This window comes from Janthinobacterium sp. GW456P (assembly GCF_002127655.1).
Lineage (GTDB): Bacteria > Pseudomonadota > Gammaproteobacteria > Burkholderiales > Burkholderiaceae_D > Janthinobacterium.
In genome coordinates this window covers 209,163-232,865 of record NZ_NEHB01000001.1, presented here as the reverse complement: position 1 = coordinate 232,865, position 23,703 = coordinate 209,163, and the positions used below count along the sequence as shown (strand labels likewise).

The following is a 23,703-nucleotide window of genomic DNA, read 5'->3' as shown; positions in this document are numbered from 1 at the left end:
GCGCGCTTGCGCCAGATCATCTGTCAGACAGCGCACACTGGGTTCACGCCGGTGCGACAAACTCGGCCATGAAGGTGCGCGTGGTGTTTTCCGGAAAAGCAATCGTGACCTGGTCGCCCGCCACCGACAGCACGGTGCCGATCTGGTAACGGGGCACGCGCACGCGGCTGCCGACGGCGATCTGCGGCGCTGGCGGTGGCGATGGCGCTTGGGACGGGACCGGGGGCAACTCGTCGAGGGAAATGGGCGCGGCCAGCGCGGGCGGCGACAGGCAATTGTCGCAGCTGCAGCAACGCTCGAAATCGCCGGCATCGCCAAAGTAATCGAGCAGCAGTTTCCAGCGGCACAAGCCGCTTTGCGCATACGCCACCATCTGCTCGAGCGCTTGCTTGTCGCGCTCCTGCTTGTCGACATAGATCTGCGCCAGTTGCGCATACGAGGGCGAGCTGGCCGAGGGCGCTTTCAGGCTGTAGCCCAGCTTGCGGTCCTGGCGCAGCAGCTTGCCGTCTTTCAGCAGTTTCAGGCACACCTTCAGGTGGCCGTCGGAAAAATCGGGCAAGCCCGCTGACAGCGCGGCAAAAGTAAACGTGGCCGGCAATTCTTGCGCTGCCGCCACGATGGCGGCCAGTTCCTCGGCCGTGGGGTAATGCTTCGCCAGAAAAAATTGCTGGACCCGCTTGTCTTCCTGGAAGTACAGCAAGGTGCAGTCGGCAGGCAAGCCGTCGCGCCCTGCGCGACCCGATTCCTGGTAGTACGCTTCCAGGTTGGCCGGCACCTGCAAGTGAATGACGAAGCGCGTGTCGGGCTTGTCGATGCCCATGCCAAAGGCGTTGGTGGCCACCATGATGCGGCGCTCGCCATTCATGAACAAGTCCTGGTTGTGCTTGCGCTCGCGCGCCGCCAGCTTGCCGTGGTAGCAAATGACGCTCTCGCCCAACTCTTCCAGCCGCGCCGCCAGGTCTTCGACGGCCTTGACGGTGGCCGCGTACACGATGCCCACGCCCGGCGTCTCGCGCAGCAGGCGCAGGACTTCGTCCTGTTTTTCTCCCGCATTCGTGACCTGGATCACGCGGTAGCGCAAATTGGCGCGGTAGATGCCCGTATTGATGACATTCAGCTTGCGCGCTTCGAGTTGCGTATCGATATCGTCCATTACTTCCCCGGTGGCCGTGGCCGTCAACGCCAGCACGGGCGGGCGGCCCAGCGCGCGCAGGGCGGCCGCGATTTCCAGGTAGGCGGGACGGAAGTCATGGCCCCACTGCGAAATGCAATGGGCTTCATCGATGACGACCAGGCTGGGCGGCGCGCCGGCCAGCAGGGACAGGAAGGCGGTATTGGTGAGGCGTTCCGGCGTGCAAAAGATGATGAGTCTGCCGCCCTGGGCGATGCGGGCGATGGCGTCGTCTTCCTCGGCGCGCGACAGGCTGCTGTTGAGCTGCACGGCCGTGATGCCCAGTTCGTGCAGCTTTTCCAGCTGGTCCTTCATCAGAGAAATCAGCGGGGACACCACCACGGTGGCGCCGGGCAACAGAGCGGCGGGCAGCTGGTAGCACAGCGACTTGCCGCTGCCCGTGGGCATGATGGCCAGGGTGTCGCGCCCGGCCAGCACGCTCTCGATGACGTCCTGCTGGCCCGCGCGCAGCCGCGCCACGCCAAACACGGAGCGCAGCAGACGCTGGATCTTGCGCTGGCGGGCGCTGCCCGCTTCGTTCACTGCAGAAATGGTAGTCGCCATCGTGGTCCGGTCCCTGACATGCCGGCGCCAATTGCCAGCTTGCCGCCACTTTACGGCCGGGTCTGGCGTTCGACCATAGGACGGCTGCTACAGCCAGCGTAGGAATTCAGGAAGCGAACAGGATGGCCCAGAACAGCATCAGCAGCCCGGCAATCGACACGCACCATACGAGGGTGCGCACGACGGGTACGCCAAACGCGTACAGGGGCAGGTACAGCACGCGCGCGGCCAGGTACAGGGCGGCGCCGTAGAGCGTGAGCGCGCTTTCCTGCGCCGTCACGTGGGCGATCAGCACGGCGGCGGCGAACAGGGGCAGGGTTTCAAACAGGTTCGCCTGGGCCCGCCGCAGGCGGCCCGTGATCTTGCCCACGGGCGGTCCGTCGCCGTCACGCGCGCTCACGTTATAGGCCGTGCCCGTTTCGCGCGTGCGGAACAGCGCCGGCAGCAGGATTTGCACCAGCGCCAGCACCAAGGTACAAGCCAGCATCGTCAGTTCAGGGGTCATGCCTTACCTCTAGTGTGAGACGGGCGGGCCGAAGCGGCGCGTGCCCGTCAAGGTTGGTCGAGTGCCGCTTGCAACTCCATCAAATCATAGGGCTTGCGCAAGACGCTGGCGGAAAAACCCAGCTCATCCATCGATTCCTTGCCATAGCCGGTGGAAAAGATGATGCGCATGGCCGGTTTATCGCGCAACACCATGCGTGCCAGTGCGATGCCGGACATGCCGGGCAGGCTGACATCCGTAAACAGGATATCGAAGTCTTGCTCGTTGAGCAATTTCCACGCCGCCTCGCCATCGGACACGCCGCTGACCGTATGGCCCAGCATGCCCACCAGTTCGCACACCATCAGCTGCGAATCGAGGTTGTCTTCCACCACAAGTATTTTCATCGATGTCGGCATGTCCCCCTGCGGTTCCGGAGCATGGCCCGTCAAGTCCAGTCCCGGCGTGTCACTTCCCAGCACGCTGGCCGCCGCACTGCCGGCCGGCAGGATGCCGGCCACCGGCGCGCCGGACCGTTCAAACTGACGCGCACGCATTTGCTGCTGGCGGTTGGCCAGTACATGACGCAGCTTGCGCGCCAGCTCTTCGCGCCGATACGGCTTGCTGAGCAATTCCACTCCCGCGTCGAGACGCCCCTCATGCACGATGACATCCTGCGCGTAGCCCGACGTAAACAAGACGGCGATATCGGGCTGCAACTCGCGCGCCTGGCGCGCCATCTCCGTGCTGCTGACGGGACCGGGCATGATCACGTCCGTAAACAGCAAGTCGATCTGCGCGCCGCTATGCAGCACGGCCAGCGCGCTTTCGCCATCCTCGGCCTTGAGCACCTTGTAGCCCAGCGCGCCCAGCATATCGACCACGGTGGTGCGCACGCCCACATCGTCTTCCACTACCAGCACGGTTTCCGTGCCGCCCGTGACGACGCCGCTCAATTCCAGTTCCTCGTCCGCTTCGGCCATCAGGGATCGGGGCAAATAGATTTTGACTCCCGTGCCCACGCCAGGTTCACTGTAAATGCGGATATGGCCGCGGCTTTGCGTGACGAAGCCATACGCCATCGACAGGCCCAGGCCCGTGCCCGCGCCTTCCGGCTTGGTGGTGAAAAACGGCTCGAACGCCCGCTGCAGCACGGCGCCGCTCATGCCGCGGCCCGTGTCCGTCACCGACAGCATCACGTACTGGCCCGCCGGCACGTCGACCAGGTTGTGCACATACTGTTCGTCGAGCACGACGTTGCCCAGCTCGATGGTCAGCTTGCCCACGCCATCCATGGCGTCGCGCGCATTGATGGCCAGGTTGAGGATGACGTTCTCGATCTGGCTGCGGTCGATCAGGGTATTCCACAGCCCGCCGCCGCCCACCAGCACGATGTCGATCGCTTCGCCCAGCGCGCGCCGCAGCAGCGCATCCATGTTGCGCACCACGCGGGCCAGATCGGCCACCACGGGTTTCAACGGTTGACGCCGCGCAAAGGCCAGCAGGTGCGACGACAATTTGGCGCCCCGCTCGACGGCGGCAATCGCCGTGTCCAGGCGCTGGCGCATAAGGCCATCCGTGCCCGCCAGATGCTGCAGCAAGTGCAAATTGCCGGAAATAATTTGCAGCACATTATTGAAATCGTGCGCGATGCCGCCCGTCAACTGGCCCACGGCCTCCATCTTTTGCGCCTGGCGCAAGGCGTCTTCGGCCTTGGTGCGCTCGCCGACTTCCTGTTCGACCCGGTGCTCGAGCGTTTCGTTCAATTCATGCAGCGCTTTTTCCACGCGGCGCCGGTCCGTGATGTCCGTCTTGACGGCGATCAGGGAACGCGTATGACCCTGCTCATCGACGAGGCGGCTGACATTGCTCGACACCCACACTTGCGTGCCGTCGGGCTTCAGGTAGCGCTTTTCCAGCGAAAACGACTCGCCCGTTTCCACCAGACGCTGGAACAGCACGTTGTTGCCTGGGACGTCCGCCGGATGCATGATGTCGTTCATGTTCAGGCTCAGCAGTTCTTCGGCGGAACGCCCCAGCATGCAGCACAGGGCGCCGTTAACGCGCAGGAAACTGCCATCGAGGCCCAGCTCGGACAAGCCCACGGAAGCCTGGCCGAAAATGGCCGCCATGCGCTCCTGGCTGGCGTTCAGTTCATCCTCGATCTGGCGCCGCTCCGTCACGTCGAACGACACGCCCACGTAGCGGCGCTGGCCCGGCAAGCGGCCGGCCACCACCTCGCCCTGGCGCGCGATCCAGCGCAGCGCGCCATCGGCGGGACGGCGGATGCGGTACTCGACGTATTCGAGGGGATTGGGCGCGACGTCAAGTTTGCTTGGTCCGACCTTTTGCTGGTCGCGCGCATCGACCAGGCTCACCAGCAGGCGTTCCGTCACTTCCACCTCGTCGGCAATGCCCCACAGGCGGCGGAAGGTGGGCGACACCACCATCGCGCCCGTCTCGGGGAACCATTCGAAGGTGCCGATGCCGCCCGCCTGCTGGGCCAGGCGCAGCCGCTCCTCGCCTTCCATGCGCTCGGTCACGTCGATGCCTTCAACGAGGATGCCCGTCACCACGCCCTCTTCATCCTTGATGGGCTGGTAGACGAAGTCGATCTGGCGCTGGCCCGTCTGCCCGTCCGCCGCCTGCAAGTCCACCTTCACCTGGCGCCCCTCGTAAGGTTCGCCCGTGCGGTAGACCTGGTCGAGCAGCTCGATGAAACCTTGTTCCTTGACTTCAGGCAAGGCCGCTTCGACTGTCTTGCCCAGCAGATCTCGATGACCGACCAGGCGCAGATAATGTTCATTCGCCAGCTCGAACACGTGCTGCGGGCCGCGCAGCAGGGCCATGAAACTCGGCGCCTGCTGGAACAGGGCACGCAGCAGCGCGCGCTCCTCGCCCAGGCGGCGGTTGGCCGCGCGCACGGCCTCGCTCTCGGCTTGCAAGGTGGTATTGAGTTCGCCCAGTTCGGCCGTGGCCAGCCTCAGCTGGCGCCCCTCCTCCATGCGCGCCGTCAATTCCAGCGCCGTGCACAGCACGCCGTCCACCTGGCCGCCGGCGCCATGTACGGGCGTGTAGAACAAGTCGAAACAGACGTCCGTGCGCTGTCCGCCGCGCAACAGCGGCAAACAGCATTCGCGGTGCACCTGCGTCTCGCCGCGCAATCCCGCTTCGAGGATGCGCGCGTTCCAGTCCCAGATTTCGGGCCAGATGCCCGGCACCGTACCGCCCAGCGCCGCCGGATGGCGCTCGCCTGCGATCTGGATGTAGTCGTCGTTGTAAATCATGACGTGCTGCGGGCCCCACATCAGCACCATCGCCATGGGCGAATTGAGCACGATGTCGACGCTGGTGCGCAAATTGGCGGGCCAGCCATCGACGGCGCCCAGGCTGGTGGCGGACCAGTCGCGCTGGCGCACCAGTTCCCCCATGCCGCCGCCGCCGCGCGGCCAGGCTGGCCCGCTCATGGCGCCAGTCCCGCTTGCACGCACACCTGGCACTGGCGCGGAATGCGCACGGTCGCCAGCGTGCCCTGCGCTGCCGTCGAACTGAGTTCGAGCGTGCCACCATGAGCCTTGACGAACATGTTTGCCGTGTACAGGCCCAGTCCCAGGCCCTGCCCAGTCCGGCGCTTCTCGCCCGCCTGCTGGAACGGTTCGAACAGGGTCGGCAGCAAGGTGGCGGGAATGACGCCACGATTGGCGATGCGCAATTCAATACTGCCGGCGTCCCGTCCGTCGAGGGCCAGTTGCACGGGCGCGCCCGGCTCGCCATGCGTGATGGCATTGTTTAACAGATTCGAGATGACTTGCGACAGCAGGCCCGCGTCGCATTGCCCGTGCAGCTCGCCCACGCTGCTGACTTCGACCAGCGGCGCCTGACCGGCGGTCTCGCATTCCTCGACAATGGCGCGCGCCAGCGCCAGGTAGTCGTGCATGCTGCCGCGCAACTCCATCGTGCCGGAACGGATGCGCGCCAGGTCCAGCAACTGGTCGACCATGCGCGCCATGCGCTTGGCGCTGCTTTCGATGCGCTGCGCCGTGACGATCACCTTCGGGTGGTCGCTCATCATCGGCAACAGCATGGCGCCGTTCATCACCACCGACAAGGGCGTGCGCAAGTCGTGGCCCAGCACGGCCGTGAACAGTTCATTCAGGTGCAGAGCGTGCTTGAGTTCGTCGAGCTGGGCCGACAATTCGCGTTTCTGCTGGTGTAGCTGGACCAGCACCGCCACCTTGCTTTGCAAGGCTTTCACATCGATGGGCTTGTAGAGAAAGTCGACGGCGCCCGCCTCGTAGCCGCGGAAACTGTAGCTCGGCTCGCGCGACGCGGCCGTGAGGAAAATCAGCGGGATGCTGCGCGTGCGCTCGCTGCCGCGTATCAGCTCGGCCAGCTCGAAGCCATCCATCTGCGGCATTTGCACGTCGATCAGGGCCAGCGCCACTTCATGCGTCAACAGCAATTCCAGCGCTTCCGCGCCAGAGTTTGCCTTCAGGATAACAATGCCGGGCCGTGCCAGCACGGCTTCGGCGGCGACCAGGTTTTGCGCGATGTCGTCAACGACGAGGATATGAATAGGGGCGGTCACGGAATCATCTTCAGGCATCGCAACGGCAAGACGCCATCGTATTTCGATATGGACATAAACATTGTTTCAATTCTCACATATATTACACGCACTACACTATTCCCATTCACTTGTGTTCTCCATCGCCGAGCAATGCCAGGCTGGCGGCCATTTGCGGCAAATCGAGTACGCGGTCGGCGCCGGCCAGCTTGAGCGCGGCGGCCGGCATGATGCCACAACTGGCCCGCTGCGGGTCTTGCACCCAGGCGCTGCCGCCCAACTGCCGCACGCGCGCCAGGCCCGCCGCGCCGTCGGCCGAGGCGCCTGTCAGGATGATGGCCAGCATGGCGCGCCGGTAGGCATACGCGGCCGTTTCCAGCAAGACATCGATCGATGGGCGCGAAAAATACACGGGCGCTTCCTGCGACAGGGAAAAACAGCCATCGGGCTCGACTTGCAGGTGGTAGTCGGGCGGCGCGAAATACACGACGCCGGGCTGCAGCGGCTCCTTGTCCTGCGCTTCGCGCAAGGGCAGCTGGCAACGTTCCGCGTACAGCTGCGGCAACTGGCTCGAGCGGCCCGGCGCCAGGTGCAGCACCACCACCACGGCCGCGCGGCAGGTGGCGGGCAAGGCGCGCAGCACGATGCCCAGCGCCTCCACGCCGCCGGCTGAAGCGCCCATGGCGATCAGGCGCAGGCCGGACGGCGGCGGCGCGACGGCGGAGCTCGGTAGCATGTCAGGCACGCTGGAAGATGCGTTCGGCCGGGCTCAGCTCGTTAAAGCTGTCCGCATGGCGGCTGAAATGCAGGCTTTCCTTCATGCCCAGGCCCAGGAAGCCCCGGTTCACCAGCGCTTCGTGGAACAGGCCCAGGCTGCGGTCCTGCAAATCTTTATTGAAATAAATCATCACGTTACGGCAGGAAACCATGTGCACCTCCGAAAACACGCTGTCCGTCGCCAGGCTGTGGTCGGCAAAAACGAACTGGCGCCGCAAGCGCCGGTCAAAGATGGCGCCCTTGTAGGCGGCCGTGTAATAGTCGGACAGCGAGCGCTTGCCGCCCGCCAGCTGGTAATTCTCGCTGAACTGGGCGATGCGCTCGACCGGATAGATGCCCGCTTCCGCGGCGGCCAGCGCTTCGACGTTGATGTCGGTCGCGTAGATCATGCTGCGCTCGAGCAAGCCCTCTTCTTCCAGCAAGATGGCCAGCGACCACACCTCTTCGCCGCTGCTGCAGCCGGCGACCCAAATCTTGATCGACGGATAAGTGTGCAGGATGGGCACGACTTTTTCGCGCAAGGCGCGGAAATACGCGGGATCGCGGAACATCTCGCTCACCTGCACCGTAAAAAATTGCAGCATCTGCGCAAACATGGCCGGCTCGTGCAAGATGCGGTCCTGCAATTGCGACAGGCTGGCGCAGCCGAAGCGCTCCATGGCCTGGCGCATGCGCCGGCGCAGGGACGCCACGGAATAATCGCGGAAATCGTGCTGATACCGCAGCAATATTCCCTCAAGCAATAATTTCAGTTCTATATCGAAAATATCGTCATCTAACAACATCCACCTCATCGGATACCTGACCGTTGAACACGGTGCAACCTACCAAATGCTAGCAGATCGTCACCGATTATCCCGCAGGAAAAGCGTCAGTTAGGTACGCTGGCGTACGCTGGAGCCACTTTTTCAGGCATCCACGCCCTTCATGCCTTCCTCCGTATAGCGCGCGCCCGACGCCATGCCCAGGGGAAAGGCCGCGTTCATCGCCGCCAGCTCCGCCCCGTCCAGCCGCACGGCCAGCGCGCCAAGGTTGTCGTGCAGGTAGGCGATGCGCTTGGTGCCGGGGATGGGAATGATGTCGTCGCCTTGCGCCAGCAGCCAGGCCAGCGCCAGCTGGGCCGGCGTGCAGCCTTTGGCGCGCGCGATGTCCCTGACCTGCGCGACGATGGCCTGGTTATGCGCCAGGTTCTCGGTGGCAAAACGGGGGTTGAAGTGGCGAAAATCCCCCGCGTCGAGACTGGTCGCATCGGCGATGGCGCCCGTCAGAAAACCGCGTCCCAGCGGGCTGTAGGCAAAGAAACTGGCGCCCACCTCGCGGCAGGCGGCCAGCACGCCCTGCTCCGGTTCGCGCGTCCACAGTGAGTATTCGCTCTGCACGGCCGCCACGGGGCAGATGGCCGCTGCGCGCCGCAAGGTGGCGGCGCTCACCTCGCACAGGCCCACGGCGCGGATCTTGCCCTCTTGCCGCAGTTGCGCCAGCGCCCCCATCGACTCGGCCAAAGGCGTGTCCAGGTTCAGGCGGTGCAGGTAGAACAGGTCGATGCTCTCCACGCCCAGGCGCGCCAGCGACGCCTCGCATGCCTGCCGGATGTAGGCGGGAGAATTGTCGATGCGGCGCGCATAGCTGCCCTCCTCGCGCGCCAGGCCGCACTTGGTGGCGACCAGGGCCTGGCCCGGGTGGCGCGCCAAAAAGCGCCCCAGCAATTGCTCGTTGTGGCCGAAACCGTAGGCGTCGGCCGTGTCGAACAGGGTCACGCCCGCCGCCAGGGCCGCTTCCAGCGTGGCCATCGATTGCGCCTCGTCCGTGGCGCCATAGAATTCCGACATGCCCATGCAGCCCAGGCCCAGTGCCGAGCTGTTCAAGCCGCTATGACCGATCCGTCGTTGTTGCAGTTGCATGTTGATCTCCCTTCAGTGTCAAAGCGGCCAGTCTGCGCCGCGCCGGCCGGCAAGGGAATGCGCAATTTCGTGATACCTTTCTGGTATGAGAGCCCTCGACACCCATGCCCTGACCCTGTTTTGCGCCGTCGCCCGCTGCCTGAATTTCCGCCAGGCGGCCGAGCAATTGCACATGACCCAGCCGCCCCTGTCGCGCGCCATCAAGACATTGGAGGACAAGCTGGGCGCGCGATTGTTCGAGCGCGACACGCAGGGCGTGGCCCTGACGCAGGCGGGCCGCACGCTGCTGCCGCAGGCGCTGCACATCCTCGCTTCGCTGGACGCGGCGCAAGCGTCGCTGCAGAGCGATGCCGCCCCGGCACGCCTGCGCCTGGGCCTGACGAGCTCCGTGGCGGCCGGCCTGTTCCGTCCGCTGGTCGCGGCGCTGGAGGCGCAACTGGGCAATATCCGCCTGGAACTGACGGCCGCGCCCTCGCCGCGCCTGGTCGCGGCCGTGCGCAAGGGCCAGCTCGATGCGGCCCTGTTGGCCTTGCCCAGCGCCACCTTCGAACTGGCCGTGCAGCCGCTGGCGCGCCAGCCCATGATGCTGGCCCTGCCCGCAGGGCACCGGCTGGCGAAGAAGCGCAAGCTCAGCCTGACCGACATCGCGGCAGAATCGATTTACTGGTTCGAACGGGCGCGCCAGCCCGCCTTCTTCGACCATTGCCAGCAGGTGTTTCGCCGCCATGGCTTCGCGCCCGCCTTCCTGCGCGAGGCGCCCGACCACCATGTGCTGCTCGGCGACGTGGCCGCCGGCAAGGGCATGGCGCTGCTGGCCGATTCGTTCCGCGCATTGCGCCTTGCCGGCGTGGCCTACCGGCCATTGCTGGAGGGCGAGGAACTGGCGGCCGGCATCGGCCTGGCCTGGCGGGAAGAGCACGGCCATGCGGCCCTGCCCCTGCTGCGCCGGCTGGCGCAGGAACACCTGCAAAAATGAGGGCCGCACGCGGATGCGCCAGACGCGCTACCATGACGCCTTCCCCATTTCGCGCCCCACCACGACCATGACGTTTACCCTCAGCGACGCCGCCTACGCCACCGATACCCCCGCCGCCAAGCAAGCCATGTATGCGGACCTGCGTTCGCAGCTGCAAGGCTTGCTGTCGGGCGAAACCGACTTCATCGCCAATACGGCCAACTTCAGCTCGCTGGTCTTCAATACCATGCCAGGTTTGAACTGGGCCGGGTTCTACTTTCTGAAAGGCGAGGAACTGGTGCTGGGACCGTTCCAGGGCAAGCCGGCCTGCATCCGCATCAAGAAGGGCCGCGGCGTATGCGGCACCACGGTGGTCGAAGGCAAGTCCATCGTCGTGCAGGACGTGCACGCTTTTCCCGGCCACATTGCCTGCGACGTCAATTCACGTTCGGAACTGGTCGTGCCCGTGTTTGCGCACGGCCAGATCATCGGCGTGTTCGACCTCGACAGTCCCTTGACCGGCCGTTTCGACGAGGTCGACGCGCAAGGTGTCGAATCGCTGGTGCGCGTGCTGGAAGCGGCTATCGTCGCAGCGTAATTAATTGCCCGCCTTGACGGCGATGAATTCGCCCTTGCCGACAGTCGCCAGGCACGTCGTATAGCGGCTGTCGGCGCCGATGGCGTCAAGGAACTCCGCCATGTCCGCATAGTGCGAACTGGCGTTGTCGACCACCAGCACGCCGCCGGCCGCCAGCACGCGGTCCAGCTGCGGCCACCACTGCGCGTATTGCTGGCGCGCGGAATCGAGGAAGATGAAATCGTAGGCGCCGTCGCCCGCATCGCGCAGCACGTCGCCCGCGTCCGCCAGCAGTTGCCCGATCACGCCCTGCAATTGCGCGCGCACAAAGTTGTCGTGCGCCATGTCGAACTTGTCCTGCGCCTTTTCCACCGTCACCACGCTGCCGCCCAGCGCCTGCGCCGCGCGCGCCAGCCACAGGGTCGAGTAGCCGTTCGAAGTGCCGATTTCCAGCAGCCGGCGGGCGCCGCGCGCATGCACGAGCACGGCCAGTAATTCGCCCGTGTCGCGCGTGATGTTGAGCATGCGGCTGGCGCGTTCCGTGTGCGCCGCATCGTTGCTGCTACCGAAGGCTTCCAGTTCACTCAACAGGGTATCGATGTCCGGCATGATGGCTCCTTGCGTAAAACACCAGCATAGCAAAAAAACTAGGCGATGGCGCGGCGCAGGGGACGCTTCAGGGTTTGCACCATCACCACGCCCAGCAAGGTGACGCCGCCGCCGATCACATCATAGCTGTGCAAGGTTTCACCGAGAAACAGCATGGCGATGATGACGGTGAACACGGGCAGCAGATTCATCAAGGTGGTGGCGCGGCTGGGGCCCAGTTTGGCCAAGCCATGCATCCATAAAAACGGCGCGATGATGGACGCGGGGATGCCGGCAAACAGCACCAGCGGCAAGCCGGCGCCGGTGACGGGCGGCGCGGACTGGCTCAGGTAATACACAAACAGCACGGGCACGGCGCACCAGACCTGGATCAACAATGAGTGCCAGTTATTCAGGGGAATCTTCCAGCGCTTGAGCAGCACGCCGTAACCGGCATACGACAGGCAGGCCAGCAGCATCAGGGCGTCGCCCAAGGCCGCGCCATGGGAGATCAGGGCGGCCGGGTCGCCATGGCTGAGCAAATAGCCGAGTCCCAGCAAGGACACGATGCCGCCAAACACGCCGCCCACGGTAGGCGCCTCTTTCAATACCAGCACGGACAGGCCCACGGCCAGCAGCGGCATCATCGACGCGAGGATACCCATGTTGGTGGCCGTCGTCGTTTGCGCGGCGATGTAGGCGAGGCACTGGTACATGACCATGCCTAACATGCCCAGCACGAACAGTTTGCCCAGATACGGTGTTACCACGGACCGCTGCTTCCACACGGGACGGGCAAACACGAGCGCCAGCAGCACGCCGGCCAGCAGCCAGCGGTAGAACGAGATGGCGGCCGGATCGATCACGCCGACAGCCAGCTTGCTGACGATGGTATTGATGGCCCAGATCAGCACGGCGATCACGGGAAACAGGTAGTGCCTGGTTTGCATGCGAAGAACTCCAATTTTCAATACCGCCATTTTCGCATGGTCCGATTCCATGGATATAATGCATACCGGACAAACGATGCGAAGAACAGGACAAGATGGCCAGCAACCAGCATTTCCCCGCCGTGTCCGACGCCCTGCCCTACCCCGTGTACTTTCGTCTCGACGACTATCGCGCGCACCAGCAATTCGATTACCAGAGCCATCCCTGGGGCCAGCTCACGTATTGCAGCACGGGCGTGATGGAAATCATGGTGGCTGGCCAACGCTACCTGTCGCCGCCCCAGTACGCCGTGTGGATACCGCCAGAAACCCTGCACGACGGCTATATCCGCCAGGATGTCGTGTTTCATTCGGCCTACATCGATGCCAGCCTGTGCGCGCAGCTGCCGGCGCAGCCGTGCGCGCTGGTCCTGAGTCCCTTGCTGAAAGCCATCCTGGCCGACTTCGCCGAAAGGAACGTCACCACGCCCGCCACCGAAGCCGACCGGCGCCTGGCGCAGGTGCTGGTCGACCAGCTGCAGCTGGCGCCGTGCAGCCGCAACTACCTGCCCGGCAGCGACGATCCCGTCATCGCGGCGCTCTTGGCCGCGCTGCAGGCGGAGCCGGGAAGTAATCGCTCACTGGCCGACTGGGCCGCGCACTTGCACGTGACCGAGCGCACGCTGGCGCGCCGCTGCCAGCGCGAGCTGGGCATGCCCTTCGGCGAATGGCGCCAGCGCCAGCGCTTCCTGGCGGCCCTGCCCCTGCTGGAACGGGGCGACACCGTGCAGGCGATCGCGCTGGAACTGGGTTACAGCACGGCCTCCGCCTTCATCGCCATGTTCCGCCGCCAGAGCGGCGGCACGCCGGACCAGTTCCGCCGCGGCCTGCGCTGAAAAAGCGGGTCCGCCTTGTCATGCTTTGTCATATGAGGATGCTAAAATTCAAACATCTTTCCAGAGAGCAAAAGGACGCGCATGAACCCCAGCACCGAGACGGCCCATGAAACCCCAGGCGGCGAGGATGCGCCGCAGGTGACAGAGACTGCCGTCACGGCGCCAGCACCCGTCAAGCTCGGCAAGGAAGACATTCCCACCGTATTGGGCAAGCTGCGCACCCTGGTGCAGGACAAGACGCGGTTCGAGCCGCAGGACATCACGCCGCTGGACGAGGAAGACGTGCTGCAGGAGTTTTCCTTGCAGGCAAACTATGCGCTCGAGGCGCGCTTCGAGCAGCGCGTCATCAACGGCTATTTCGCGCCGGCGGGCAACGACTGCCGGGGCGCCTCGCACGAGGTGGGAGCGCTCGCTCACGCGCAAGAGAAGGAACGGCTGCGCCGCGCGGCGTCCAAGCTCGACGCCGCCCTGTGCCAGGCGGGCCATGCCTACAACGGCGTCGAGGCGGGCGTCTACCTGCCGCACGCCGTCAAGTACTGGCACCTCGATACCTGCAGCCCCTGTTCCGGCCACGGCCGCGTCAGCTGCCACACCTGCCACGGCGCGACAACGGAAACGTGCTGGAACTGCCACGGCGGGCGCACCGTCAGCTGCGACGGTTACGGCTGCTACGGCAGCGGCAAGGTGTCGTGCTCGTATTGCAGCGGCAGCGGCACGGTGGCCGAGCAAGTCACCGATTACATCACGGTGCAAGTACCCACTACCACCTACAGCAACGGCAGCTCCCATACGAGCTACCACAGCGAAACGCGGCCCCAGTACCGCACCGAATACCGCTCTTGCTACCATTGCAGTTTCGGCAAGGTCAGTTGCAACACCTGCCACGGTTCCGGCAACATCAATTGCGGCACCTGCCGCGCCAGCGGCAAGGTGACGTGCCGTACCTGCAGCGGCGTGGGCGACCTGCGCTGCAACCCCTGCGACGGTTCCGGCAAGGTGGGCACGGCGGCCTGGATCGACGTGCACGTGGCGCCCGGCTACAGCGTCAGCCTGCCCAAGCAGGCGCCCGACGACGCGCGCCGCATCCGCGACAAGGAGAGCGTGCACTCACTGGCGGCCATTGCCAGCAGCCTCAGCTTGGCAAAAGTGAGCATTTACAATGAAGACCAGCCGCAGGAAGTCGACGCCCTGTATGCCGGCAAGCTGCGCATCGTGCGCCTGGACGCCGCGTGCAACGCCGAAAAACACCACCTGGTGGCGTATGGCACGGACTTGCGCTGGCTGACCCTGGACGACATCGTGGAAAAGCTGCTGCGCGGCGACCTCAAGGCGCTCAGCGATGCGCTGGCCGGCAGCTTGGATGACGGCCTGTTCTCGGCCCACGTGCAAGGCTTGCTCACGCCGCTGCGCGACGTGGCCGCCTCGGAGCTGAATGCGGACGTGATCGAGTCGGTCCTCAGCGGCGACGCGGACCATGCGCACGTCGACGTCGTCTCCGCCGAGTATGCAAACAATGTGCGCACCTGCGTGCTCGGTGCGCTGCGCCAGGTCTACACGCGGCTGGCCAAGCAATTCTGGTGGAAAAGCGCGCTGGCCGCGCTGGCCGCCGCCATCGCCGCCTGGTTCTTCGCCGGGCGCGGGGCCGCCGCCGTCGCCGGCCTGCTCGTCACGGGCGCCGGCTACTGGCTGTTCAACCGCAAGGTCAAAGCCGTGCTGAGCGAAGCGCTGGGCGGCGAGCAGCAGGCCGAGCGCGCCATGGGCATCGCCGGCAAGGGCCGCCGCAACCAGCTGGCGCAAGTGCTGATCCTCGCGCCCGCCAGCCTGGCCGTGCTGGCCGCCAGCTATGGCTTGCCCGTGCGCGTGCGCCCCGCTGCTCCGCCGCAGGAGGCGGCCATGGCCTCGGTGCCGGTGACGCCACACGCGCCGGCCGTCGTGCCGCCGGACGCAAGTGCCGCCAGAGCCGTCAAACTGTATGAAAATGGCGACAAGGTGCAGGCGCTGGCCATGCTGGAAAGCCTGGTCGGCAAGGGCGATGCGGGCGCGTATGGACTATATGGCTGGATGCTGCTGATGGGCGAAGGCAAGCCCGGCCCCGTCACGGCGCCGACGGCGCAGCAGCGCGCAGCGCGCCAGGTGGCCGCCAAGCCCCTGATCGGCAAGGGCCTGCTGAAGAACGACAGTTATGCCTTGACGGCGAAGGGCGTGATGCTGGCCGAAGGCTGGCAGGAGCCGCGCAACATGGCGCGCGGGCTCGACCTGCTGAAACAGGCAGCCAACAAGGGCAATGCGCAAGCCATGCATCTGCTGGGCCTGTACAACGTGCGCGGCTACCAGATCCCCGTCAACCACAAGGAAGCGCGCAAATGGTTCACCCTGGCCGCCGACAAGGGCAGCGCGGGCGACATCTATAACCTGGGGCTGATGGACTGGGAAGGCGCGGGCTTAAAACGCCCCGACCGCGCCAGCGCCATGCAGCGCTGGAAGATCGCCGCCGCCATGGGCGAGGAACGCGCGATCAAGGCCGTGGCCCAGGGACAGCCTTAAGGAGCACCTGAGAAAAAGCCCAGGGCGTTGTTGCGTTGCCTGGCCGTACGTTCGTACTGCCTGCGGCAACGCGCCTAGCCCTGAGCATTTTTCAGGCGCTCCAGCAGAGCGGCGGCAAGAACCGCCGCTTCCGATTTTTAGGCTGCCGCCAGCGCCTGTAGCGCCATCGGATTCGGCGTCGGCTCGCCGATCTTCGTCAGCAGGTTGCGGTCCGTATGGTGGAACGGTTCATCCTTGCCGCGAATGAGCATGACCGTGTCTTCGTCGTAGCCCCAGGTGCCGTCGGCGTGGATGTCGACCTTGATGCGGTATTCGACGGTGGTGAACGCGTGTTCGAGGAAAGGGTTCGAGCAGATGCCGTAGGCCGTCGAATCGCGCTTGGCCACCAGTTCGAAGCTGGTGGCGTCCGCCGCCGCCGTGCCCGAGGCCATGGCGATCTGGCCGCGCGGGATGGCCAGGGTCTGGATCACGGCGCCCGTGGCCGGCTCCCACAGCCAATAGCCGACCTGCTCATGATACGTTTTGACCTGGTCCGGCTTGGTGATGTGGATGTAGTAGCGCAAGCCGTAGAACAGTTGCGGGCCATTGGTGACGGGGTCGATCGGCTGCAGCTCGATGCGCTCGACGAAGGCCTGCTTGCGCGGACCGTCCGCTTTCGGCTTGACGTCCAGGCCGCGCGTGCCCGTCCAGATGCCGGCCATGCCGGTCAATGGGCCCAGGTTGTTCAGGGTATGCACGTCGGCGGACGGCTCGGTGTAGATATCTTCGGGAAAATCGCTCATGCGGGAGTCTTCAAAATGGGGCAACAGTGCTTGCCGCCATTGTAAGACGCAGGCCGCTATCTGGGAAAGAGCGCGATGTGGCGTTCGATGAACAGCAAGGCCGCAGCGGCCAGCGCGGGGCGCTGCGCTTCAAACACGGCCGCATCGCGCGTTTGCAGCAGATTGGCGGCCGCGCCGGGCAGTGCCAATTCACCGGCGACGAACGCCGCCACCGCGTCGATATTCGCGTACAGGGCGCTGTCGAAGCCTTCCCAGTCCACGTAGGCCAGCCACTCGGCCAGCATCACCACGCCGGCGACGGGCGGCGCCAGGGCCGCGATGCGCTCAGAACGCAGCACGCTGTCGTCGCGGATGCCCTCCTGCTGCAGCACGGCCAGCGCCACCTGCTGCAGCGCGTCTTCCGCGTCGCGCCGGTGTTTGTTCAGCAGGCGCTGCGTCAAGCTGGCACTGGCCGCATCCATGCTCAAACCAGCGGCTCGGTCGAACCGGTCAGGGTAAAGATTTCAAAACCCGTTTCCGTCACGGCCAGCGAATGCTCGAACTGCGCCGACAGCGAGCGGTCCTTCGTCACCGTCGTCCATTTGTCGGGCAAGACCTTGACCTGGTAGCTGCCCACGTTGAGCATCGGCTCGATCGTAAAAATCATGCCCGGTTCGAGCACGATGCCCGTGCCGGCGCGGCCATAGTGCAGCACTTGCGGCGTGTCGTGGAAGACCTGGCCCACGCCATGGCCGCAGAAATCGCGCACCGAGGAAAAGCCCTGCGCCTTGGCCACCGCCTCGATGGCGGCGCCCACGTCGCCCAGAGTGGCACCGGGACGCACGGTGTGGATGCCGGCCATCATGGCTTCATACGCCGTGTTGACGAGGCGGTTGGCCAGGATGGAGACGGCGCCCACCTTGAAGGTGCGGCTGGTGTCGCCGAACCAGCCGTTGAATTTCGGCGTCACGTCGATGTTGAGGATGTCGCCCACTTTCAGGATCTTGGTTTCGGACGGGATGCCGTGCGTGACCACGTGATTGACGGAGATGCAGCTGGCGTGCTTGTAGCCATGGTAGTCGATGGTGCCGGGGATGGCGCCGGCGGCGCGCATGAATTCCTCGCACAGGGCGTCGAGTTTGGCCGTCGACACGCCCGGTTTGACGAAAGGAGCGATGTAGTCGAGCGTGTCGGCGGCGATGCGGCCGGCGGCGCGCATGCCGATGAAACCTTCTTCGTCGTGCAGGGGGATTTTCTTGCCGTGTTCAAGCTGGGTGGAATAACGCATGGGGATTCTTTTCTTTGTCAGTGTGTGATGGTTTGGGTCGCCCAGCCGCGCACGGCGTCGTGCGAGGCGCGCAGCATGGCATCGACGCTGGCAGGTATCGGCCGCTCCTGGGTCAGGTAAGGCTTGACGACGGCCACGGGCGCGTCGATCAGCACGAATTTGAGCAGCATGTGACCGATGTCCAGCTCCGTGGTGGCAGGCATGGCTTCGGCGCAGCGCACAAAGCAGGCGTCGAGCGCCGCCTGTTCCTCTTCGACGGCGGCCAGCAACTCCTCGCTGAGGCCACCGCTGAAATCCGGACTGTCCGCGCATTGCAGCAGGAAGCGCGCGTACACGGGCTTGCGCCGGCACCAGTCCAGCAAGCCGTGCACGCCGGCCCAGGTGTCGCCGCCCAGCCAGCGGCTGGCCACCTCCTCGCGGAAGTCGCTTTTCACGCGCAGCCAGGCGCGCGCCAGGATGGCGTTGCGCGAATCGAAGCGGTGGTACACGGAACCGATGGGCGCACCGGCCTTGACGGCGATGGCGGCCATCGACACGGCGCCCACGCCGCACTGGGCGGCGACGGCGATGGCGCTGTCGATGAAGTTGTTTTCGTTGAATTTGGCAAGTCTGACCATTCAAATAGAATACAGATTCTATTTGAATTCGTCAAGCGGCCCGGCCTGCGCCCACACGAGCGGCAACATGAGTTGCCCGGCTGCCTTACAATGGTATGCACGAACCGCTACCAGGAGAATCCGCTTGCTTACGCCCCCCTTCATCGCCTCCTCCCGCTTCGACGATCCCCGCCTGGCGTTGGAACAGGTGCAAGCCATTTACCGCAGCAGCATCGAACACTTGCGCGACGCGTTGCAGCGCTTTGTCGCCGGCGAAGACATGCACGAACGGGTGCGCGCCTGCTACCCCTTCGTGCGCATCCAGACCGACACCGTGGCGCGCGCCGACTCGCCGCTGGCCTACGGTTTTGTCGCCGGCCCCGGCGTGTTTGAAACCACGCTGACGCGCCCCGACCTGTTCGGCGATTACTACCTGGACCAGTTTACCCTGCTGCTGAAAAACCATAACAGCGGCCAGAAGGTCCTGCTGGAAGTGGGCGTCAGCGCCCAGCCCATCCCCGTGCATTTCTCGTTCGCCGAGCATGACCATATCGAAGGCAATATGGATGCGGGCCGCCGCCTGGCCATGCGCGACCTGTTCGACCTGCCCGACCTGTCGGCCATGGACGACGGCATTGCCAACGGCACGCACGAACCGGCGCACGGCGAAGCGCAGCCGCTGTCGCTGTTCACGGGACCGCGCGTCGATTACTCGCTGCAGCGTCTGCGCCATTACAGCGGCACCTCGCCGCAGCATTTCCAGAACTTCGTCCTGTTTACCAATTACCAGTTCTACATCGACGAATTCATCCGCCTGGGCCACGCCATGATGGACCGCGCGCCCGATGCGGCCGCGCCCTCGGACGACGACGGCTACGTCGCCTTCGTCGAACCGGGCAACGTGGTCACGCGCCGTGTGGGCCAGACGGTCGAGAGCGAGGATGCGCTGGGCGCCGCGCCGCCGCGTTTGCCGCAGATGCCCGCCTACCACCTGCTGCGCGCCGACGGCAGCGGCATCACCATGGTCAATATCGGCGTGGGACCGGCCAACGCGAAAACCATCACCGACCATATCGCCGTGCTGCGCCCGCACGCGTGGCTGATGCTCGGCCATTGCGCGGGCCTGCGCACCACGCAAAGCCTGGGCGACTACGTGCTGGCGCATGCGTATGTGCGCGAAGACCACGTGCTCGACGAAGACTTGCCGCTGTGGGTGCCGATCCCGCCGCTGGCCGAAATCCAGCAGGCGCTGCAAACGGCCGTGGCGGAAATCACCCAGCTGACGGGGCATGATTTAAAGCACATCATGCGCACGGGGACCGTGGCCAGCACGGATAACCGCAACTGGGAACTGCTGCCGCAGCGCACGCCGGAGCGCCGCTTCAGCCAGAGCCGCGCCATCGCGCTGGACATGGAAAGCGCGACGATCGCCGCCAACGGCTTCCGTTTCCGCGTCCCCTACGGCACCCTGCTGTGCGTGAGCGACAAGCCGCTGCACGGCGAAATCAAACTGCCCGGCATGGCCAACCATTTTTACCGCGAGCGCGTCGACCAGCACCTGCGCATCGGCATCCGCGCCGTGGAACTGCTGCGCCGCCAGGGCGTGGACCGGCTGCACAGCCGCAAATTGCGCAGTTTTGCCGAGGTGGCGTTCCAGTAAGCGCCACCTTCACCAATGCCAGCCGCCCTTGCCGGGCGGCTTTTTTTTGTTCAGCACGGATGTCATGCGGATGAAAAAATGCTGCAGGCAGCGGTTTTAGGAAGACCAAAACCGCCACGGTGAGTGAGCAGGCACCTCGCCAGCACATTCAGGCATGTTGCTGGCGGCCAGGGCTAGCATCAGACCCGCGGCACAAGGATTTTCAATACAAGGACAGGGCCAGAATTGCCGTTGGCCGTAGTGGGCATAGGCGGCATTGAGCTTCGCCGGCGTGGCGTGTGCCGTGAAATCCTGCAAGATGGTGTTCACCTGCAATGGCAGCATGCCCGGCATGGTGCTGGTGTGCGTGATCAAATGGCGCAGTCGCACTGACTGCCCCTGCGACTGCAGGTTCGGGTACGCGGTCGGCAGATATTTTTGTATGGGATCGTCGAGCGCCGCCTTCCCATCGAGCACGGCGCTCGCCAGCAGCAGGCCGGCAAACGTTTTGCTGACCGAGCCGATTTCATACAGCGTCGTATCGTTCGGCGCATTGGCTTTGCCCGTCTCCAGCTCGCCTTGATGCAGTATGAATTCCTGGCCGCGATACACGACAGCAATCGAGGTCGCATGCAGCAATGTCGATTGCAGCAGGGGNCCCTGCGACTGCAGGTTCGGGTACGCGGTCGGCAGATATTTTTGTATGGGATCGTCGAGCGCCGCCTTCCCATCGAGCACGGCGCTCGCCAGCAGCAGGCCGGCAAACGTTTTGCTGACCGAGCCGATTTCATACAGCGTCGTATCGTCCGGCGGATTGGCTTTGCCGGTCTCCAGCTCGCCTTGATGCAGTATGAATTCCTTGCCGCGATACACGACAGCAATCGAGGTCGCGTGCAGCAATTGGGACTGCAGCAGGGTGGTCGCGGTCTGGCGCATGGCCGCAGGAATGTCATGCGCAGGCGCGGTGGCCGCGGGCTTGCAAGCGGCCAGCACGAGTGTCATTCCAGTCACGATTGCGGCGAGTTTGGTCGTCATGCGCACCATCGAAGGGGGATGGGCATTCTCGCACAATGGATTTAGCGGCGGCAGAAAAAAGTCACGTGTATGGTTTTTCCGGAGAGTGGACGGCGCTGTGTGAAAAAAGAAAACGCCACCCGTAGGTGGCGTTTTATTCCTGGCGGCCTGGAGCGGAATCGGACCGCCGGCACAAGGATTTTCAATCCTCGCGTCATCACAGTTGCCGACTAAGTTTGCACGGCTTTTGCATGTCGCTTAGCGAAAACAAGGTCCGTCGCACAAACGACAGCTTCTTAGTCGCAGAATGATGGCAACGACAATGAATGCCAGACACCGCGTGCGACCGAAAAAATTCCCGCTCACGCACGTTGGCAGGCTTCACGACACATCACGGCGCATCGCTTGCATAGAATGCAACCATCGTCCAATATCATCGCGGCACGGTCTAACGCTACGATGAGATCATGGAATATTGCAATCGGTTCCATACCTGCCGCCGCACTTCTTATCCCAAATCCACTGCAAATCGTCTTGCTCCTGCAAATCCACAGAAAATGAAATGGCTGGCGAGGTCAGCGTCAATTTCACGAGATTGGCGGTAGCGGACCACTTGGTCTCATCAGTCAAATCGGACAAGATAACGCCTTTGTCTATCTGCATGGTGATTTTACTGTTCGCCAACAAATAAGCCAGATTATCCTGGATATATTGACCGATAGGAAAACTTCCTCCGCCAGGCAAAACCACTACCTTATCTCGTGCGATCAAATTGCTTAACGCAGTTAGATAGTTCTGATCAGGCTTGAAAAATGGAATCGCGACACCTGCAATGGCCTGGTTCAAGCCAGAGATGATGGCGCCATCAATCTTGGAGCTGCCCAGGTTTACGATATAGTCCCCGATCACCGGCAATATCCAGCTGAGATTGGAATCACAATCTGTCGATGACGATGGATTTCCGGACACACCAGTTCCTGGCAATATTTGGCCTGCGCCTTGTGGAGATCCCAGCTGGGCATTGATGGTGAAATTATCGATGGCGGCAGTATTAGTGCAGCGAAAACTAATGCCATATCTCTTGCCGGAATAACCCATCAGAGTTTGATAACGCGGCGCCTGCACGGTAATACCGACGGTACCATCCGCGGCCGGTGCCAGCGTGAAGAGCAGACTGCCCGTCACTTTTCCGGAGTAAAACTGCACGCCATTATTAGTCGCCTGCTGTTTCAAAAACGTGTTCAGCGTCGTTTCCACACTATAGGGCCCGCCGGTAACCTGGTCTGCAAATCTGGTGAGAGGTCCTCGCTCAGCCTGCTTCTCGGCATAGGAGATACTACCACCCGCATAATGGACCGTGGCGATGTATGTGGTGGCAGTCACCCGCGGCACCCACGTAGCATGCGCACTGCCGGCAATGAGCAGACAAGATAACAAAGCATATTTCTTCATTCAATTTCCTCACGTTGAAAATTTCATGGATTCGGGCCACCATTCGCTGGGGGCATAGAACACGAAAACAGCACTTTTTGCATGACCCGGGAAGATGTATCACGCACAACTTTAATGAATTGATACTTAATTCAAAATTGAAATGTATCATGAAAAAATTTTTTTTCGTCTTTTTTTGTGTCTGCCTACTTCGATGCACATCAGTGAAACACCGCTCGCTAACAAAGCGATATCGTAAAAAAGGCTGGACTCCGCATAAACAGAATCCAGCCGCCGTGATTATTTTTCAGAAAATCGCTTCCACCTCATGCGGCGGAATGCACATTTTGCACTTATATCTTGCACACCTTTGATATTTATCAATACTCAACTTGCGAAACAATCCGCGCATGCTCGCACTTGTATGCACGAGCGGCCGCAGCAGCGGGCAGCGTTTTAGTCACACTTGGCGGCACATGAGCCCCAAAAAAGTATCAACGCCCAAATTCCGGTCATTGATGCTCTCGCTCAGGCAGTCTATTTAAATACTACAAAAAGCGGTCGAGTATCTTTTTCGTCGTCTTGTCGATGTTGAACATGTCGCGGATCAAGAAGTGGATGCCGTGGTTGTCGGCGATCAGCAGCGACGCGGCGCCGATGCGGCGGATGTCTTCCTCGCCCTTGAGCACGAACTGCGTCTCGCCGCGGTCCGTGTCGACGTACCAGGTGCATGGCGTGGCGAAGCTGGAGACGCTTTTCACGCGCGATATCTCGGGCATGAATTCGCGCCCTTCCAGCTCTTCCTGCAGCAGGCTGCGCGCCGGCTCCGGCAAGGCGTCGAGGCGGTCGATCCACGCCACTTCCTTGCCGTCGCCCAGCACCAGCGAAATGCCTTCGCCGGGCGACTGGATGGGGAAGGCACGCACGGGCGCCACGCCTTCGAAGACCTGGCCGTGGGCATCCGTCATCACCAGCTTGCCGAAAGGGTCGCGGTGCAATGTAAAAGTTGTACTGGCCATGC

Annotated in this window: 21 protein-coding genes; 5 read left to right on the top strand and 16 right to left on the bottom strand. The window is 63.6% G+C overall.

The features are described 5' to 3' along the window. Positions 1-43: 43 nt before the first annotated feature. From CBW66_RS00910 to CBW66_RS00880, 7 genes are all read right to left on the bottom strand, one after another. Entirely contained in the window at positions 44-1,735 is a 1,692-nt protein-coding gene (locus CBW66_RS00910) for an ATP-dependent DNA helicase RecQ (RefSeq protein WP_086136225.1), read from the bottom strand. A gap of 106 nt (positions 1,736-1,841) precedes the next feature. Then, a complete protein-coding gene (locus tag CBW66_RS00905; protein WP_034750597.1) occupies positions 1,842-2,240 on the bottom strand; it encodes an MAPEG family protein in 399 nt (132 codons plus the stop codon). 47 nt (positions 2,241-2,287) lie between these two features. Then, on the bottom strand, positions 2,288-5,686 hold the full coding sequence (locus CBW66_RS00900; RefSeq protein ID WP_086136224.1) for a response regulator: 3,399 nt from the start codon (positions 5,684-5,686) through the stop codon (positions 2,288-2,290). After that, the gene (locus tag CBW66_RS00895) at positions 5,683-6,807 is read right to left on the bottom strand and encodes a hybrid sensor histidine kinase/response regulator (protein ID WP_086136430.1); all 1,125 of its coding nucleotides are present in this window, start codon (positions 6,805-6,807) and stop codon (positions 5,683-5,685) included. Before CBW66_RS00895 ends, CBW66_RS00900 begins: the two co-directional genes overlap by 4 nt. Before the next feature lie 106 nt (positions 6,808-6,913). Beyond that, positions 6,914-7,522 (bottom strand): chemotaxis protein CheB, encoded by a 609-nt coding sequence (locus CBW66_RS00890; protein ID WP_086136223.1) that lies wholly within the window; start codon positions 7,520-7,522, stop codon positions 6,914-6,916. A 1-nt stretch (position 7,523) separates the two neighbouring features. Further along, the gene (locus CBW66_RS00885) at positions 7,524-8,348 is read right to left on the bottom strand and encodes a protein-glutamate O-methyltransferase CheR (RefSeq protein ID WP_200899269.1); all 825 of its coding nucleotides are present in this window, start codon (positions 8,346-8,348) and stop codon (positions 7,524-7,526) included. 123 nt (positions 8,349-8,471) lie between these two features. Continuing rightward, positions 8,472-9,464, bottom strand: a complete 993-nt coding sequence (locus CBW66_RS00880) for an aldo/keto reductase (RefSeq protein WP_086136222.1) — start codon at positions 9,462-9,464, stop codon at positions 8,472-8,474. Positions 9,465-9,549: 85 nt separating this feature from the next. On the opposite strand from CBW66_RS00880, the gene CBW66_RS00875 reads away from it, so the two are divergent. Next, positions 9,550-10,440 carry a LysR family transcriptional regulator gene (locus CBW66_RS00875; RefSeq protein ID WP_230491983.1) on the top strand — a complete coding sequence of 297 codons (891 nt, stop codon included), beginning with the start codon at positions 9,550-9,552 and terminating at the stop codon, positions 10,438-10,440. A 67-nt stretch (positions 10,441-10,507) separates the two neighbouring features. Further along, positions 10,508-11,017 carry a GAF domain-containing protein gene (locus CBW66_RS00870; RefSeq protein ID WP_086136427.1) on the top strand — a complete coding sequence of 170 codons (510 nt, stop codon included), beginning with the start codon at positions 10,508-10,510 and terminating at the stop codon, positions 11,015-11,017. Here CBW66_RS00870 and CBW66_RS00865 read toward each other — a convergent pair whose 3' ends face one another. Further along, complete coding sequence (locus CBW66_RS00865; RefSeq protein WP_086136221.1) at positions 11,018-11,605, bottom strand: O-methyltransferase; 588 nt, start codon at positions 11,603-11,605, stop codon at positions 11,018-11,020. Between the two features lie 38 nt (positions 11,606-11,643). Further along, positions 11,644-12,534 carry a DMT family transporter gene (locus CBW66_RS00860; RefSeq protein ID WP_086136220.1) on the bottom strand — a complete coding sequence of 297 codons (891 nt, stop codon included), beginning with the start codon at positions 12,532-12,534 and terminating at the stop codon, positions 11,644-11,646. A 95-nt stretch (positions 12,535-12,629) separates the two neighbouring features. Between CBW66_RS00860 and CBW66_RS00855 the strand changes: the two genes are divergently transcribed. Continuing rightward, positions 12,630-13,409, top strand: a complete 780-nt coding sequence (locus CBW66_RS00855) for a helix-turn-helix transcriptional regulator (RefSeq protein WP_086136219.1) — start codon at positions 12,630-12,632, stop codon at positions 13,407-13,409. Positions 13,410-13,490: 81 nt separating this feature from the next. Beyond that, positions 13,491-15,953: a tetratricopeptide repeat protein gene (locus CBW66_RS00850; RefSeq protein ID WP_086136218.1), complete on the top strand. Its 2,463-nt coding sequence runs from the start codon at positions 13,491-13,493 to the stop codon at positions 15,951-15,953. A 137-nt stretch (positions 15,954-16,090) separates the two neighbouring features. Here the strand turns inward: CBW66_RS00850 and CBW66_RS00845 are convergent, their stop codons facing one another. Genes CBW66_RS00845 through CBW66_RS00830 form a run of 4 tightly spaced genes read right to left on the bottom strand, consistent with a single transcriptional unit; the run spans position 16,091 to position 18,619 of the window. Then, positions 16,091-16,735 carry an FABP family protein gene (locus tag CBW66_RS00845; RefSeq protein ID WP_086136217.1) on the bottom strand — a complete coding sequence of 215 codons (645 nt, stop codon included), beginning with the start codon at positions 16,733-16,735 and terminating at the stop codon, positions 16,091-16,093. A 56-nt stretch (positions 16,736-16,791) separates the two neighbouring features. Beyond that, positions 16,792-17,196 carry a hypothetical protein gene (locus CBW66_RS00840; protein ID WP_086142913.1) on the bottom strand — a complete coding sequence of 135 codons (405 nt, stop codon included), beginning with the start codon at positions 17,194-17,196 and terminating at the stop codon, positions 16,792-16,794. Between the two features lie 2 nt (positions 17,197-17,198). Next, entirely contained in the window at positions 17,199-18,002 is an 804-nt protein-coding gene (gene map / locus CBW66_RS00835; protein WP_086136215.1) for a type I methionyl aminopeptidase, read from the bottom strand. Positions 18,003-18,019: 17 nt separating this feature from the next. Then, positions 18,020-18,619: a TetR/AcrR family transcriptional regulator gene (locus CBW66_RS00830; protein WP_086136214.1), complete on the bottom strand. Its 600-nt coding sequence runs from the start codon at positions 18,617-18,619 to the stop codon at positions 18,020-18,022. Positions 18,620-18,743: 124 nt separating this feature from the next. Between CBW66_RS00830 and CBW66_RS00825 the strand changes: the two genes are divergently transcribed. Beyond that, positions 18,744-20,258, top strand: coding sequence for an AMP nucleosidase (locus CBW66_RS00825; RefSeq protein ID WP_086136213.1), 1,515 nt, complete (start codon positions 18,744-18,746; stop codon positions 20,256-20,258). Positions 20,259-20,354: 96 nt separating this feature from the next. On the opposite strand, the gene CBW66_RS29205 is transcribed toward CBW66_RS00825, so the two are convergent. From CBW66_RS29205 to CBW66_RS00810, 3 genes are all read right to left on the bottom strand, one after another. Beyond that, positions 20,355-21,272, bottom strand: coding sequence for a serine hydrolase (locus CBW66_RS29205; RefSeq protein ID WP_216356458.1), 918 nt, complete (start codon positions 21,270-21,272; stop codon positions 20,355-20,357). Between the two features lie 444 nt (positions 21,273-21,716). Beyond that, positions 21,717-22,703 carry a hypothetical protein gene (locus CBW66_RS00815; protein WP_086136210.1) on the bottom strand — a complete coding sequence of 329 codons (987 nt, stop codon included), beginning with the start codon at positions 22,701-22,703 and terminating at the stop codon, positions 21,717-21,719. 527 nt (positions 22,704-23,230) lie between these two features. Continuing rightward, positions 23,231-23,701: a DUF1854 domain-containing protein gene (locus CBW66_RS00810; RefSeq protein WP_086136209.1), complete on the bottom strand. Its 471-nt coding sequence runs from the start codon at positions 23,699-23,701 to the stop codon at positions 23,231-23,233. Positions 23,702-23,703 lie beyond the last annotated feature (2 nt).